This is a genomic window from Actinomadura nitritigenes, from assembly GCF_017573545.1.
Lineage (GTDB): Bacteria > Actinomycetota > Actinomycetes > Streptosporangiales > Streptosporangiaceae > Spirillospora > Spirillospora nitritigenes.
The window spans coordinates 86740-102215 of the sequence record NZ_JAGEOK010000010.1 but is presented as its reverse complement, the minus strand read 5'-3'; the positions used below and the strand labels follow the sequence as shown (position 1 = coordinate 102215).

The following is a 15476-nucleotide window of genomic DNA, read 5'->3' as shown; positions in this document are numbered from 1 at the left end:
TCCGCTCATGCCACGGTGCCCGCTTATGACGTCGTCGTCGCCGGCGGCGGCCACAACGGCCTCGTCGCCGCCGCCTACCTCGCGCGCGCGGGCCGGCGCGTGCTCGTGCTCGAACGCCTGCCGCACCTCGGCGGGCTGGCGGTGTCGGCGCGGCCGTTCCCCGGCGTGGACGCGCGGGTGTCGCGGTACTCGTACCTGGTCAGCCTGCTGCCCACGGAGATCGTCCGGGATCTCGGGCTGGCGGTCGAGCTGCGGCGGCGCCGGTTCGCCTCCTACACGCCGTCCGGCCGCACGGGCGTGCTGGTCGACGGCGCCGACGAGGCCCGCACCGCCGCGTCGTTCGCGTCCGTCACCGGGGACGACCGCGACTTCGCCGCCTGGCGGCGGTTCTACGGCCTGGCCGGGCACGTCGCGCGGCGGGTCGCGCCGACCCTGCTGGAGCCGCTGCCCGACCGCGCCGGCCTGCGCGCGGCGGTCGGCGACGACGAGGCGTGGCGGACGTTCTTCGAGCACCCGATCGGCGCGTCGGTGGACGGGCTGTTCCGCCACGACACGGTGCGCGGGATCGTGCTGACCGACGCGCTGATCGGCACCTTCGCCGACCCGGCGGACCCGTCCCTGCTCGCGAACCGCTGCCTGCTCTACCACCTGATCGGCAACGGCACCGGCGACTGGAACGTGCCGGTCGGCGGCATGGGCGCGGTGACGGAGGCGCTCGCCGCCGCGGCGCGGGCGGCGGGCGCGGAGCTGCGCACCGGCATGGAGGTCCTCGCGATCGACCCGGCGTCCGGAGAGGTGGCCTTCCGCGACGCGGACGGCGCCGAGCACGCGGTCACCGGGCGCCGGATCCTCGCCGCGCTGCCTCCCGCGGTGCTGTCCCGGCTCCTCGGCGAAGCCCCGCAGGATCCGCCCGAGGGCTCGCAGCTCAAGGTGAACATGGTGCTCGCCCGCCTACCGCGGCTGCGCGACCCGTCGGTCCGCCCCGAGGAGGCGTTCGGCGGCACCTTCCACATCAACGAGGGACGCGACCGGCTCGCCGCCGCCCACGCACAGGCGGCGGGCGGGACGATCCCCGACGTACCGCCCGCGGAGGTGTACTGCCACTCCCTGACGGACCCGTCGATCCTGGGCGCGGACCTGCGCCGGTCCGGGGCGCACACGCTGACCCTGTTCGGCCTGCACATGCCCGCCCGGCTGTTCCGCGCCGATCCCGCGCGGGCGCGGGAGGAGGCGCTGCGCGCGACGCTCGCCTCGTTCGGCTCCGTGCTCGCCGAGCCGATCGAGGACTGCCTGCTCCGCGCGCCGGACGGCGCCCCCTGCCTGGAGGTGAAGACGCCCGTCGACCTCGAACGGGACGCGGGCCTGCCGGGCGGCCACATCTTCCACCGCGACCTCGCCTGGCCCTACGCCGAGGGCGGGGCGGAACGGTGGGGCGTCGAGACCGGCCACCCGCGCCTCCTGCTGTGCGGCGCGGGCGCGCGGCGCGGCGGGGGCGTGAGCGGCATCCCCGGCCACAACGCCGCCCGCGCCGTCCTGGAGGGCCGCTAGATCTGGAGCTGGTCGGCGAGGCGGGCGCGGTGCGCGCTCGGGGGGCCGAACAGCAGCTCGGAGCTCTTGGCGCGCTTGTAGTACAGGTGCGCGTCGTGCTCCCAGGTGTAGCCGATGCCGCCGTGGTACTGGACCATGTCCGTCGCCGTCCGGAAGTAGGCGGGCCCGATGTAGGTCTGCGCCAGCGCGGCGGCCATGGGCAGTCCGGCGAGGTCGTGGTCGGCGGTCCAGGCGGCGTACCGCAGGACGGACACGGCGAGCTCCCACGCGCTGTACATGTCCGCGCAGCCGTGCTTGACCGCCTGGTAGGAGCCGATCGGGCGGCCGAACTGCACCCGCGCCTTGGCATAGTCGACGGTCAGCTCCATCGCCCGCCGCATCCCGCCGACCTGCTCGGCGGCCAGCGCGACGGCGGCGAGGCCGGTGACGGTCTCCAGCGCGGCGCCGGGGTCGGCGCTGACCAGCCGGCGGGCCGGGGCGGCGGCGAAGTCGATCCGCGCGAGGCGCCGTGTCGGGTCGAGGCCGGTCAGGGTGGTCCGGGTGACCCCGGGCGCGCCGCCCTCCACCGCGAACCAGCCGGGCCCGCCGGGGGCGCGGGCGTAGACCAGGACCAGGTCGGCGGTGTCGCCGGCGAGCACGGGGGTCTTGGTGCCGGTCAGCTCCCAGCGGCCGTCGCGCTCGGCCGCCGTGGTCGCGCCGCCGGCGAGGTCCCAGGCGCCGTCCTCGGCGGCCGCGACCGTGCCGATCAGGTCGCCGGCGGCCAGCCGCGGCAGGTGGTCGCCGCCGGCGCCGACGTCGTCGAGGGCGAGCAGCGCGTCCGTGGCGAGCACGGCGGAGGCCAGGAACGGCCCGGGCGTCAGGGCGGCGCCGAGCTCCTCCAGGACGACGGCGCGCTCCACGTGGCCCGCGCCGGCGCCGCCGAACGCCTCCGGCACGACCAGGCCGAGGACGCCGAGGTCGCCGAGAGTGCGCCACAGCGCCCGGTCGAACCCGTCCGGGGAGTCCATCGCCTCGCGGACCTTCGCGCTCGGCGCCCGGTCGGCCAGCACCTTGCGGACGGTCGCCCGCAGCTCCTCGTGCTCGGGGTCCAGAACGAGCCTCATCGGGCGTCCTCCGTCCGCTGCGTGCCGACCTTCAGTTCGCGGAACGGGACGTCCCGGTCCACCTGCGGCTCCTTCGGCAGCCCGAGGACGCGCTCGCCGATGATGTTCCGCTGCACCTCGTTGGTGCCGCCCGCGATGCCGGTGGCGGGCGCCGAGTTGATGCCGAGCGCGAGGTCGTCGCCGTACCGGTCGCCGGGCTCCCACGCGACCGCGCCCGCGCCGGCCAGCTCCCCCGCGGTCTCGATGGCGCGGCGCAGCTGGAGCGCGCCCGCCAGCTTGCCGACCGAGCCGCGCGCCCCCGGCGGGCGGCCGGCCTGCGCCTCCTGCCGCAGCCGCGCGTTGAACAGCTCCAGCGCGCGCTCGTGCGCGTACAGCCCGGCGAGCCGCTCGCGGTGCGCCGGGGCGTCGGCGGCGCCCTGCCGGCGGGCCAGGGCGAGGACCGCGTCGAACGTCAGCGCGCTGTCGCGGGACGGGCGGGACCCGCCGATCGCCACCCGCTCGTGCCCGAGCATGGTGATCGCCGCCCGCCAGCCCTGCCCCACCTCGCCGATGACGGCGTCCGCGGGGATCCGCACGCCGTCGAGGTAGACCTCGTTGAACGGCGCCTTGCCGGACATGTCCTTCAGCGGCCGGACGGTCACTCCCGGCGCGCGCATGTCGACGATGAACATGGTGAGGCCCGCGTGCTTCGGGACGTCGGGGTCGGTGCGGGCGAGCAGCGCGCCGAAGTCGGCCCACTGCGCGTTCGTCGTCCAGACCTTCTGGCCGTTCACCACCCAGCCGCCGTCGTCGCGGACGGCCCTGGTCTGCAGGCTCGCCACGTCCGATCCGGCGCCCGGCTCGGAGAACAGCTGGCACCAGATCTCCGCGCCGCTCAGCAGCGGGCGCAGGTAGCGGCTCTTCTGTTCGGCGGTGCCGAGGTCGATCAGCGTCGGCCCGCACATGCCCATGTTGACGATGAACGGGTAGGTCGGCAGGTCGTACTCGGCGGCCTCCTCGGCGAAGATCTGCTGCTCGGCCGGGCCGAGGCCCTGCCCGCCGGCCTCCCGCGGCCAGGTGATGCCCGCGAAGCCCGCCTCGTACAGCGCCGCCTGGAACCGCTTGGCCGCGCTCAGCTGCTCCGCGGGCGGCAGGCCGCCGACCGGGCCGGGGGCGTTCGCGGCCAGCCACGCGCGCGCCCTCGCGCGGTAGTCCTCTGTCATCTCGTCGCCTCCACTCGTCAGCGTCCCCGCTCGTCAGATCTCGTCCGCGCGCAGGCCGGCGCGGGCCTTCTCGGCCAGCTCGACGCCGAGGGCCCCGCGCTCGCCGGCCTCCGCCAGGTAGCCGTCGTCGGCCATGTGACCGGCAAGATAGCGGGCCTGCACGCCGGCGCCGATGCACGCCGACCGCCAGTGCGCGAACGCCGTCCAGTACGGCAGGCCGGACACGTCGCGCCCCGACAGCCGCGCGTACCGGCCGGCCAGGTCCGCGCGGGACGCGAACCCCGGCACGGTCGTCGGCCCGGGCGGCGCGGCGCCCGGCGGATCGTCCGGCTCCTGCCAGGTCGAGACCAGGTAGCCGAGGTCGGCGAGGGCGTCGCCGGACGTCGCCAGCTCCCAGTCGAACACCGCGCGGACCGTCCCGTCCGGGCCGAACGCGAGGTTCCCCGGGCGGTAGTCGCCGTGCACGATGCCGCTGCCCTGCTCCGGGACACGCGCGGCGAGCATGTCGTGCACCTCGTCGAGCAGCCGGAGGTAGGCGGCGCCCGACCGGTGCGCCTGGTGCCGCCAGCGCCGCAGCTGCCGCTCGGCGAAGCCGGTGCGGCGGACCATGTCGCCGAGCCCGACCTCCTGGGGGTCGAGGGCGTGCAGTGCGGCGAGCACGTCCACGAGGTTCTCGCACGCCTTCGCCCTCGCGTCGGGCGACAGCCTCTCGGCGGCGGCGCGGTCGGCGAGGACGGTCCCGTCCACGAACCCCATCACGTAGAACGGCGCCCCGGTGACGGCGGCGTCGTCGCAGAACGCCAGCGGCGGCGCGACGGGGACGGCGGTCCCGGCCATCGCCGAGATGAACCGCCACTCCCGCCCCATGTCGTGCGCCGTCTCCAGCACGCCGCCGGTCGGCGGGCGGCGCAGCGCGTACACGGCGCCCGCCGCGTCGGTGACCCGGTAGGTGAGGTTGGACCGGCCGCCCGACACCAGCGCGAACCGGAGCGGGGCGGCCAGCCCGCCGACGTGGGACGCCAGCCACTCCCCCACCCGTGCGGCGTCGATCCCCGGCGGCGCGGGGTCGGCGGCGCGCGCGCCCGGCATCGGCCTCAGCCCTCCCTCTCGGCGCGGCGCGCCTTGTTCGGGCCGGCGAAGCCGAACAGGTAGCCGGCCACCTTGCGCATCTGGACCTCCTCCGCGCCCTCGGTGATCCGGTAGCGGCGGTGGTGGCGGTAGATGTGCTCGAACGGGGTGTGCCGGGTGTAGCCGAGGCCGCCGTGCACCTGCATCGCCCGGTCGGCCGCCTCGCACACGAACCGGTTGGCGCGGTAGTTGCACATCGAGACCTTGTCGCTGATCTGCAGGTGCGGGACCCGGTCCAGCTCCCACGCCGTCTTGCGGACGAGCCCGCGCAGCATCTCCGCCTCGGTCTGCAGCTCCACCAGCGGCCACTGGATCGCCTGCCGGGTGGCGAGCGGCTGCCCGAACGTCACCCGCTCCCGCGCGTACGCGACGCTGCGGTCGATGCAGTACTGGCCCGCGCCGACCCCGGACGCGGCCTGCCGGATCCGGTTCTCGTGCACGAAGGTCTGCGCGACCGCCAGCCCCTCCCCCTCGGCGCCGAACACCGCCGAGTCCGGCACCCGCACGTCCCGGATGGTGACCTCGGCGTGGTCGGTGGGCATGTTGAGCGTCCACCAGTGGAAGTCGACGGAGAACCCCGGGGCGTCGGCCGGCACGAAGAACGCGGTGATCCCGCGCGCGTCGCCCGACTTCCCGGACGTGCGGGCGAACACGACGTCGTGGGTGGCCGAGTGCATGCCGGAGTTGAAGCGCTTGGCGCCGTTGATCACCCAGTCGCCGCCGTCCCGGACGGCGGTCGTCTCCATCCAGGTCGCGTCGCTGCCGTGGCCGGGCTCGGTGAGCCCGAAGCCGATGCGCTTCTCGCGGGCGAGCATCGGCTGCAGGAACTCCTCCTTCTGCTCGTCCGTCCCGAAGTCCAGCAGCATGTGGGCGAACGGGAAGTTTCCCACGATCGACGACTCGTTCTGCAGGTCGTTGTGCAGGCCGAGGCCCTTGTGGGCGAGGTGCTCGCGGATCACCGCCATGTCCAGGTTCGTGCCGTCCGAGCCGCCGAGCGACCCGGGCAGGCCGTAGCGCAGCCAGCCGGCCGCGTCGGCCCGGCGGAACATCTCGCCGAGCAGCTCCTCCCACTCCGGGCGCGGCACGCCGCCGTTCTCGAAGTCGGTCCGCGCGTACTCGCGGCGGTGGTCGAAGAAGCGCTCGTTGTCGTCCTGCGCCTGCAGCGGCGCGATCTCGCGCTCGATGAACGCGTCGAGATCGGCCAGGAGCCGGGTCAGCTCCGGGGGCAGCTCGAAGTCCACACACCCTCCCTAACGCTTGCTCCGGTCAGCTTGGCACCGGAGGCGGCTCCCGGGGAAGCCGCCCCCCGTCAGCCGATCCTGGTCTCCTGCGACTCCCAGTACGGGTCGCGCAGCTGCCGCTTGAGCGCCTTGCCCGACGGGTTGCGCGGCACCTCGGCGATCCGGTCGTAGCCGCGCGGCACCTTGTACGAGGCGAGGTGCTCGCGGCAGAACGCGTCCAGGTCCGCGTCGGACGCCTCGGCGCCGGGGTGCACCACGACCGCGGCGTGCACGGACTCGCCCCACTCCTGCGACGGGATCCCGAAGACGGCCGCGTCCGCGATCGCCGGATGCGCGGTCAGCACCGCCTCGATCTCGGCCGGGTAGATGTTCATCCCACCCGAGATGATCATGTCGGTGCGGCGGTCGCAGATGTAGTAGAAGCCCTCCTCGTCGCGGTAGGCGATGTCGCCGACCGTCAGCCACTCGCCGAGCCGGGCGTCCTCGAACTTGCGGTCCGCCTTGTAGTAGGCGTCGAACGTCGCCTTGCTGCGCACGTACAGGTCGCCGGGCACCTGCGGCTCCTCGACGCGCCCGCCCTTGTCGTCGAACAGCGCGATCTCGATGCCGGGCGCGGGCCGCCCGCAGCTGCCCGGCTTGCGCATCTGGTCCTCCGGCCGCAGGATCGTGTCGACGCCCAGCTCCGTCGACCCGTACACCTCGAACAGCGACCCGTCGCCGATCCGCTCGACGTAGCGGCGCTTCAGCTCGAACGGCCAGGGCGCCGCGTTGGCGATGAACCGCCGCAGCGACGACAGGTCCCGGGCCGCGATCACCTCGTCCGGCAGGTCCAGCACGCGCCGGATCGGGGTCGGCGCCGAGAACGTCGCGGTCACCTTGTGCTTCTCGACCAGCTCCAGCCAGCGGTCGGGGGCGAAGTCGCGCATCACCACGACGGTGCCGCCCATCTGCTGGACGATCAGCATGAAGCTCATCGGGCCGGAGTGGTACAGCGGGCCCGTCGTCAGGTACACGTCGTCGGGCTGGTACCCGATCTCCGTCACCAGCCCGATGACGATCTCCGGGTCGGGCTGCCCGCGCACCACGCCCTTCGGCTTGCCGGTGGTCCCGGACGTGTAGAACATCGCGGTGCCCGCCGCCGGGTCGTCGCCCGCGGCGGCCGGTTCGGTCTCCGGGCTCGCGGCCGCGTCGGCGTCCAGGTCCGACGCCCAGCCCGGCACGTCCCCGGTGCCGCCGCGGAACGCCAGCCAGCCGCGGACGCCCTCGACCTCGCGCGCCGCGAGCTCCAGCTGCGGCGCCTGCTCCACGTCGAACAGCACCAGCGCGCTGTCGGCGTTCGCGACGACGTAGGACGCCTCCTCGGGGCTCAGCCGGTAGTTCAGCGGGACGCCGACCGCGCCGGCCTTGCGCAGCGCGGCGATCAGGGCGACGACCTCGGTACTGTTGCGCCCGCACCAGGTCACCTTGGTGCCGGCCCGGACACCGAGGCCCACCAGCACGTTGGCGTAGCGGTTGACCAGCGCGTTGAACGCGGCGTAGCTCAGCCGCCGGTCCCCCTCGATGATCGCGGTCTTGGACGGGTGGGCGGCGGTCAGCGCCGCCAGCGGATCGGGGACGGGTGCGGTCACGGTGTCACACTCCCGGTTGCCGGCTGGGATGGCATTGAACGAATGTACGTTGGAATGCAGGCGGAATCCAGAGGAGGATCTTCGTGGACGACGACGCAGGCGCCGGACCGCGGCGCGCGTCCCGCGGGCGCGGCACACCGGCCCACCGCACCACCGCCGACGTCACGCCCACGTCGAGCGACGCGCTGTCCCTGCCGACCGACACGCCCGGCACCCGGATCCTCATCTCGGCGGCCGTCGAGACGATGTCGGAGAAGGGCTTCAACGGCACGTCCGTCCGCGACATCGCCGACCGCGCCGGGATGAGCCCGGCCGTGCTCTACCACTACTTCGGCTCCAAGCACGACCTGCTCGTGGCGATCATGCACCGGACCATCGACCACCTCATCGAGCGCTGCGCGGCCGTCCTGGCCGACGCCCCGCCCGACCCCGCCCTGCGGCTGCGCCGGCTCGTCCGCGAGCACGTCCTCGTGCACACCGAGCTGCGCCGCGAGGCCGTGCTCGGCGTCGGCGAGATGCACAGCATCGAGCGGCGCGAGCGCGCCCTGCTCATCGCCAAGCGCGACCGGCACGAGCGGATGTTCCACCGCGTCGTGAACGACGGCGCCGCGTCCGGCGCGTTCGGCACGCCCTACCCGTCGGAGGCCGTCCGCGGCATCCTCACGATGGCGACGGGCGTGTCGGTGTGGTTCCGCGAGGACGGCCCGCTCACCGCCGCCGAGATAGCCGACCGCTTCGCCCACCTCGCCCTCGCCCTCGTGCAGGCGGACCCGGCTGTCACGTTTCCCCTCCCGCGGAGGTCATAGAAGGGACCATCGCCCTCCCGAAGGGACCTGCCACCGATGCGCAAGCTCGGCACCGCCCTGGCCGCCTCGGCCGCCCTCGCCCCGTCCGTCCTCGCCGCCTCCCCCGCGTCCGCCGCGTCCGGCTGGACGGTCGTGAATCCCTCCTCCACGGGCGTCTTCACCGCCGATTCCGGGACCCTGGCCATCACGGCGGGAAGCACGGCCATCACCTGCCCCACCATGCACCTCGCCGGAACACTGCCGAGCGTGTCCTCCGGCCCGGCCGGGCTCGGGCGCATCGGGAACGGCTACGCCGAGAACTGCACGGACGCCAAGGGCGTGACGTGGGGCGTCTCGATCTCCAGTGGCTGGACCGGCGACATCCTGGACGGGCAGAGCTACGACGCCGCGGCGGGACGGACCGAGCTGACGGTGTTCAACCCGTTCATCATCGTCCACAGCACCTCGTGCTCCTTCATCCTGTCCGCCCTCAACGCGAACTACACCAACAGCGGTTCGGTGCTGCGGACCGGGCAGGGCACCGTCGGCTACGGCGGGGGCTGCGGTATCGCGGCCGGCACCGCCGTCTCCTTCGCGGCGGCGTTCACCGTCAGCCCGGCGATCACCATCACGGGCCCGAGCGCCTGAGGACGCGGCGGACGCCGGGGCCGTCCCTCGCGGGCGGTCCCGGCGCCGCCGGTCAGCAGTTCTTCGGCGGGGCGGAGGCGGAGCCGGTCGTGCAGCGGAGCCGGTCCAGCGAGCGGAGGATCCGGTCGAGGCGCTGCGCGGTGGGGTCGGTGACGTACTCCAGGACGGCGTGGTCGAACGCGGCGGCCATCACGGTCGGCATCGAGTCCGAGGCGTCGAAGCGGACCGTGCCCGCGCTCGCCAGGGTCTGCGCGATCCGCCGGGACAGCGGGTCGGGGTAGTCGCCCGGCGGGACGGACCGGTTGAGCGAGAACGCGCCGCTCCCCGGGCGCTTGATCCACGTCTCCTGGGCCTTCGCCGTGGTCAGGTACGCGACGAGCTTGCGCGCGGCCGGTGTGGCGCGGAACATGCCGAGCAGGTCGCCGCCGATCTCCACCGCCCGCCCGCCGGGGAACGGCACGAAGTCGTAGTCGCGGCCCGCCTGCGGGCGGCCGGAGGTCTGGCCGTAGAAGGCGGTGATGAACGACGCCTCGTGGTCGAACAGGCACCCCGGCGGGTTCGCGAACATCGGCGCGCCCGCCTTGCCGTAGCCGGTGAGCAGGACGGCGTCCGTGCCGGAGCGGGTGCCGGCCAGCACGGTCCCGAACGTCTGCCACGCCTTGCGGATGGGGTCCGACGTCCACTCCAGGTTCCCGGACACCCACTGGTCGTAGACGGCGGCACCGGACTCGTGCAGCACGACGTCCTCGATCCAGTCGGTGCCCGGCCAGCCCGAGTTGGACGTGTCCTCCAGGCCGAGGCACCAGGGCTTCGCCGCCGCGCCGGACGCGATCTTCGCCAGGTCGTCGAAGGACCCGATCGGCTGCGCGAGCCGCGCCCGCGTCGCCGCCGGCAGGGCTCGCGGGGCGTACCAGATCAGGCCCTTCACGGCCGCCTTGACGACGATGCCGTAGGGGCGGCGGGCGCCGTCCGGGCCGGTCGCGCCGGTCAGGTCGCCGCCGATGCCCTGCTGCGCGCCGCCGACCGGCGCCAGCTCCCCGGCGGCGGCGTAGGTGCGCAGGTCGCCGGGCGTGGCGAGGACGGCGGTGTCGGGCGGCGTGCCGTCGTGCAGTTCGCTGGCGAGGATGGCGCGGGCGTCGCGGGTGCCGGTGTAGTCGACGTGGATGCCGGTGCTCTTCTCGAAGCCGGACAGCACCGCGCGGAACGCGTCGCCCTCGGCGCCCGTCCACGAGCCGAGCACCGTGACGCTCTGCCCCGATCCGGCGCCGCCGCAGGACACGGTGGTGAACGCGCAGAGCAGGAGGAGCGCTGCCAGCAGTCGCACGGTCATCTCCTGTATTCGCGGAGCCGGATCCACAGTCCGAGGGCGGAGAGCCCCGCCACGGCCAGCGACAGCAGCGGCAGCCCGGCGTCCAGGCCGCGGGTGTCGGTGGCGTCGGACAGCTTCGCCTCCAGCGGGCGCTGCGCCTTGTCCGCGGCGGCGATGTCCAGGCCGCCGCTCTGCGGCGCGGTGCGTCCGGCGCGGAGCGCGCCGGACCCGGCGTCGGCGTCGCGGATCTGCGCCTGCAGCGTCCGGTCGAAGGCGGGCACTCCGTGGTCGGAGGCGTCCGCGAAGGCGTGGTCGACGTGCAGGAACGCCATGGACGTCCAGACGAGCAGCCCCACCAGCAGGACGCTCGCGGCGGCCAGCGGCAGGTTGATCAGCCGCCGGAAGCGCCGCGCCATCGCCACCTGCGCGTAGCCGAGGACGGCGAGCAGGACCACGCCGACGGCGGCGGTGCCGACTGCGAGGCGGCCGCCGGCCCAGGCCGAGTCCCGCCGGTCGTCGATGCCGCGCAGGTCCCGCCGCGCGACCTCGTCGATCCGGGAGAGCAGCCCGCCGTCGCCGTGCAGGAGGTCGGAGGCGTAGCCGAGATAGGCGTACCCGAGTTTTTCGAGCCCTTCCCGATAGGTGGCGTCGGCCTGTTCCACGAGCCCCTGATAGGTGACGACCTGCGCGTTCACGGCGCGCAGCAGGTCGCGTCCGGCGGCGCCGCCGAAATCGAGTTCGGCGAGGCGCGCGAGATTGTCGCCGGCCGTCGTCAGGTCGTCCCGGAACCGCTGGCCGGGGCCGATGAGCCGGGCCGCGCCGGAGCGGAAGCTCTGCCACGCGGCCCGGTCGGCGTCCGACAGCGCGGCGTGCGCGGTGCGGGCGCTGACGTAGGCGGGGGCGCCGTCGTCCTTCACCGACGACACCGCCGACCGGCTTCCGACCAGCACCGCCGTCGCCGCCAGCCAGGACAGCACCGTCAGCCCGACGGCGGCCGCCAGCACCGTCCACAGCCAGCGCGGGGTGCTCCACTTCCTCGGGACCGCCCGGGCAGCCAGCGCAACCGACACGCGGGCCATGGTAATCGGCGGCCCTTTACCGCGTCATTTCGATTACCGGACGAAAGGCGCTCCCGAGCCGCGGAAAATTGGCCGGTTCAGGACAGTGCGGCGGCCGCCGCCGCAGCTCATTCCGTTTCGTAGGCGAGATTCGGGCGCAGCCACCGCTCGATTTCGGGAAGGGCGAGCCCGCGCCGCGCCGCGTAGTCCTCGGTCTGGTCGCGGCCGATCCGCCCGACGGTGAAGTACCGCGCGGACGGGTGCGCGAAGATCAGCCCGCTGACGCTGGCGGCGGGCGTCATCGCGTACGACTCGGTCAGCCCGATGCCGAGCCGGTCCGCGCCGAGCAGCTCGAACAGGTCCTTCTTCTCGCTGTGGTCGGGGCTCGCCGGATAGCCGAGCGCCGGGCGGATGCCGCGGAACCGCTCGGCGTGCAGGTCCTCCAGCTTCGGGTGGGCGTCCGGCTCGAACCAGTCGCGCCGCGCCTGGAGGTGGGCGTACTCGGCGAACGCCTCGGCGAGCCGGTCCGCCAGCGCCTTCACCATGATCGACCGGTAGTCGTCGTTGTCGGCCTCGAACTGCGCGGCGAGCTCCTCCGCGCCGAGCACCGTGACCGCGAACCCGCCGAGGTGGTCGCCGGCCGGGGCGACGTAGTCGGCCAGGCACCGGTTGGGGCGGCCCTCGGGCTTGGCGGTCTGCTGCCGCAGCATCGGGAAGCGGGCCTCGCCGGAGTCGAGGACGATGTCGTCGCCCTCGGAGTGCGCGGGCCAGAACGCGTAGGCGCCGCGGGCGCGCAGCAGCCCGTCCGCGATGATCTTGTCGAGCAGGCTGTTGCCGTCGTCGAACAGCTCGCGCGCGACCGGCTGCTCGAGGATCGCCGGGTACTTGCCCTTCAGCTCCCAGGCGAGGAAGAAGAACTGCCAGTCGATCATCGCGCGCAGCTCCTCGAGGCGGGGCTCGAGGGTGCGCACCCCGGTGAAGGCGGGCACGGGCAGGTCGTCGAAGGGCACGGTCTCGCGGTTGGCGCGGGCCTGCCGGATCGTCAGCATCGGCGCGCGCTGCTTCTTCTCGTGCTGCTCGCGGAGCCGCTGCTGCTCCTCGGCGTTGGAGACCGCCAGCGCCTGGGCGCGTTCGGGGTCGAGCAGGTTCGACACGACGCCGACGACGCGGGAGGCGTCCAGCACGTGGACGGTGGTCCGGTCGTAGGCGGGCGCGATGCGCACCGCGGTGTGCTGGCGGGACGTGGTGGCGCCGCCGATCAGCAGCGGCAGGTTCATCCCGCGGCGCTGCATCTCGGTGGCGACCGACACCATCTCGTCCAGCGACGGGGTGATCAGCCCGGACAGCCCGACCGCGTCGGCGCCCTCCGCGATCGCGGTGTCGAGGATCTTGGCGGCGGGCACCATCACGCCGAGGTCGATGACGTCGTAGTTGTTGCAGCCGAGGACGACGCCGACGATGTTCTTGCCGATGTCGTGCACGTCGCCCTTGACCGTCGCGAGGACGACCTTGCCCTGGCCGCGGTCGGCCTGGACGCGGCCCTCGGCCAGCGCCTTCTCCTTCTCGGCCTCCATGAACGGTTCCAGGTAGGCGACCGAGCGCTTCATCGCGCGGGCGCTCTTGACCACCTGCGGCAGGAACATCTTGCCGGACCCGAACAGGTCGCCGACGACCTTCATGCCGTCCATCAGCGGGCCCTCGATGACGTCGAGCGGGCGCGGGAGCTTCTGCCGGGCCTCCTCGGTGTCCTCCTCGATGAAGTCGACGATCCCGTGCACGAGGGCGTGCGACAGCCGCTGCTCCACCGGCGCGTCCCGCCAGGACAGGTCCACCTCGCGCTGCGTGCCCTTGCCCTTGACGTTCTCGGCGAACGACACGAGCCGGTCGGTGGCGTCCGGACGCCGGTCGAACAGCACGTCCTCGACGAGTTCGAGCAGGTCGGCGGGGATGTCCTCGTAGACGGCGAGCTGACCGGCGTTGACGATGCCCATGTCCAGCCCGGCCTTCACCGCGTGGAACAGGAACGCCGAGTGCATCGCCTCGCGGACGATCTCGTTGCCGCGGAACGAGAACGACAGGTTCGAGATGCCGCCGCTGGTGCGGGCGCCGGGGCAGCGCTCCTTGATCCGCGGCAGCGCGTCGATGAACGCCTTGGCGTAGCCGTTGTGCTCGGCGATGCCGGTCGCGACGGCCAGCACGTTCGGGTCGAAGATGATGTCCTCGGGCGCGAACCCGGCCTTCTGCGTGAGCAGGTCGTAGGCGCGGCCGCAGATCGCCACCTTGCGGTCGGCGGTGTCGGCCTGGCCCTGCTCGTCGAACGCCATGACGACGACGCCGGCGCCGAAGTCGCGGATGCGGCGGGCCTGCTCCAGGAAGGGCTCCTCGCCCTCCTTGAGGCTGATCGAGTTGACGACGCCCTTGCCCTGGACCGTCTTCAGCCCGGCCTCCAGCACGCTCCACCGCGAGCTGTCCACCATGATCGGGATGCGGGCCACCTCGGGCTCGGTCGCGATCAGGTTGAGGAACGTCGTCATCTCCCGCTCGCTCTCGAGCAGGTCGGCGTCCATGTTGACGTCGAGGAGGTTCGCGCCGCCGCGCACCTGCTCCAGCGCCACGTCCACGGCGCCCTGGTGGTCGCCCGCCTCGATGAGCTTGCGGAACCGCTTGGAGCCGGTGACGTTGGTGCGCTCACCGATCATGACGAAGCCGGTGTCCCGGCCGATCTCGAACGGCTCGAGGCCGCTGAAGCGGGTCGCGGCGCCGGGCGCGGCGACCTCGCGCGGGGCGCGCTCGCGCACCGCGCCGGCGATGCGGGCGATGTGCGCGGGGCCCGTGCCGCAGCAGCCGCCGACGGCGTTGACCATGCCGGCCGCGGCGAAGTCGCTGAGCTTGGCGCCCATCTCGTCCGGCGTCTGGTCGTAGCCGCCGAAGGCGTTCGGCAGGCCCGCGTTCGGGTGGCAGGCGGTGTAGGTGCCGGCGAGGCGCGCGAGCTCCTCGACGTGCGGGCGCATCTCCTCGGCGCCGAGCGAGCAGTTCACGCCGACGACCAGCGGCTCGGCGTGCTCGATCGAGCGCCAGAACGCCTCGACGGTCTGCCCGGACAGCGTCCGGCCGGACAGGTCGACGATCGTCACCGAGATCCACAGCGGCAGCTCGGGGGCGACCTCGCGGGCCGCGGCGATGGCCGCCTTCGCGTTCAGCGTGTCGAAGATCGTCTCGATCAGCAGCAGGTCGACGCCGCCCTCGGCGAGGCCCGCGATCTGCTCCGCGTAGGAGGCCTTGACCTGGTCGAAGGTGACGGCGCGGTAGGCCGGGTCCTCGACCCGGGGCGACAGCGACAGGGTGACGTTCAGCGGGCCGACGGACCCGGCGACGAACCGCTTCCCGTACTCGTCGGCCGCCTGCCGGGCGAGCCGGGCGCCCTGCACGTTCATCTCGCGGACCAGGCTCTCCAGCCCGTAGTCGGCCTGCCCGATGCTGGTCGCGGTGAAGGTGTTGGTCGTCGTGATGTCGGCGCCGGCCTCGAGGTACTGCCGGTGGACGTCCAGGATCACGTCGGGACGGGTGAGGTTCAGCAGGTCGGGGTCGCCGGTGACGTCCTTCTCGTGATCGCCGCCGATGAGGTCGCCCCGGTAGTCCTCCGGGGTGAGCCCGGCGCCCTGGAGCATCGTGCCCCACGCTCCGTCGAGCACCACGATCCGCTCGTCCAGAAGCCCGCGCAGCTCTTCGGTCCTGCCCACCAGCCACCTCCCGTGTCGTTGGGAGGCGCCCTTGCGTGTTCCGGTCCAGGGCCGAGCGTGGCGGACGCCCGCGCGTCCGTTGCAGC

At 73.7% G+C, this 15476-nt stretch carries 11 protein-coding genes; 3 read left to right on the top strand and 8 right to left on the bottom strand.

Features of this window, described 5'->3' with window-relative positions:
* Positions 1-15: 15 nt before the first annotated feature.
* Positions 16-1548, top strand: coding sequence for a phytoene desaturase family protein (locus tag J4557_RS16990; protein WP_307799893.1), 1533 nt, complete (start codon positions 16-18; stop codon positions 1546-1548).
* On the opposite strand, the gene J4557_RS16985 is transcribed toward J4557_RS16990, so the two are convergent.
* The 5 genes from J4557_RS16985 to J4557_RS16965 form a co-directional block, all read right to left on the bottom strand.
* A complete protein-coding gene (locus tag J4557_RS16985) occupies positions 1545-2651 on the bottom strand; it encodes an acyl-CoA dehydrogenase family protein (protein ID WP_208267518.1) in 1107 nt (368 codons plus the stop codon). The two genes, J4557_RS16990 and J4557_RS16985, sit on opposite strands and share 4 nt — an antisense overlap.
* Positions 2648-3853, bottom strand: coding sequence for an acyl-CoA dehydrogenase family protein (locus J4557_RS16980; RefSeq protein WP_208267516.1), 1206 nt, complete (start codon positions 3851-3853; stop codon positions 2648-2650). The genes J4557_RS16985 and J4557_RS16980 overlap by 4 nt, the downstream gene beginning before the upstream one ends.
* A 33-nt stretch (positions 3854-3886) precedes the next feature.
* Positions 3887-4942 (bottom strand): phosphotransferase family protein, encoded by a 1056-nt coding sequence (locus J4557_RS16975; protein WP_208267514.1) that lies wholly within the window; start codon positions 4940-4942, stop codon positions 3887-3889.
* A 5-nt stretch (positions 4943-4947) separates the two neighbouring features.
* Positions 4948-6222, bottom strand: a complete 1275-nt coding sequence (locus J4557_RS16970) for an acyl-CoA dehydrogenase family protein (protein ID WP_208267513.1) — start codon at positions 6220-6222, stop codon at positions 4948-4950.
* A gap of 68 nt (positions 6223-6290) precedes the next feature.
* Positions 6291-7850 (bottom strand): class I adenylate-forming enzyme family protein, encoded by a 1560-nt coding sequence (locus J4557_RS16965; protein ID WP_208267512.1) that lies wholly within the window; start codon positions 7848-7850, stop codon positions 6291-6293.
* A gap of 83 nt (positions 7851-7933) precedes the next feature.
* Here J4557_RS16965 and J4557_RS16960 point away from each other — a divergent pair, with 83 nt between their 5' ends.
* Positions 7934-8656, top strand: a complete 723-nt coding sequence (locus tag J4557_RS16960; RefSeq protein WP_208267511.1) for a TetR/AcrR family transcriptional regulator — start codon at positions 7934-7936, stop codon at positions 8654-8656.
* Positions 8657-8692: 36 nt separating this feature from the next.
* Positions 8693-9283: a hypothetical protein gene (locus tag J4557_RS16955; protein ID WP_208267510.1), complete on the top strand. Its 591-nt coding sequence runs from the start codon at positions 8693-8695 to the stop codon at positions 9281-9283.
* 52 nt (positions 9284-9335) lie between these two features.
* On the opposite strand, the gene J4557_RS16950 is transcribed toward J4557_RS16955, so the two are convergent.
* The 3 genes from J4557_RS16950 to metH all read right to left on the bottom strand — a co-directional run bounded on the left by J4557_RS16950 (position 9336) and on the right by metH (position 15390).
* Positions 9336-10607: an ABC transporter substrate-binding protein gene (locus J4557_RS16950; protein ID WP_208267508.1), complete on the bottom strand. Its 1272-nt coding sequence runs from the start codon at positions 10605-10607 to the stop codon at positions 9336-9338.
* A 2-nt stretch (positions 10608-10609) separates the two neighbouring features.
* Positions 10610-11662, bottom strand: a complete 1053-nt coding sequence (locus J4557_RS50930; RefSeq protein ID WP_208267507.1) for a GlnX family signal transduction membrane protein — start codon at positions 11660-11662, stop codon at positions 10610-10612.
* Between the two features lie 116 nt (positions 11663-11778).
* Positions 11779-15390 (bottom strand): methionine synthase, encoded by a 3612-nt coding sequence (gene metH / locus J4557_RS16940; protein WP_208267505.1) that lies wholly within the window; start codon positions 15388-15390, stop codon positions 11779-11781.
* Between the last annotated feature and the right edge of the window lie 86 nt (positions 15391-15476).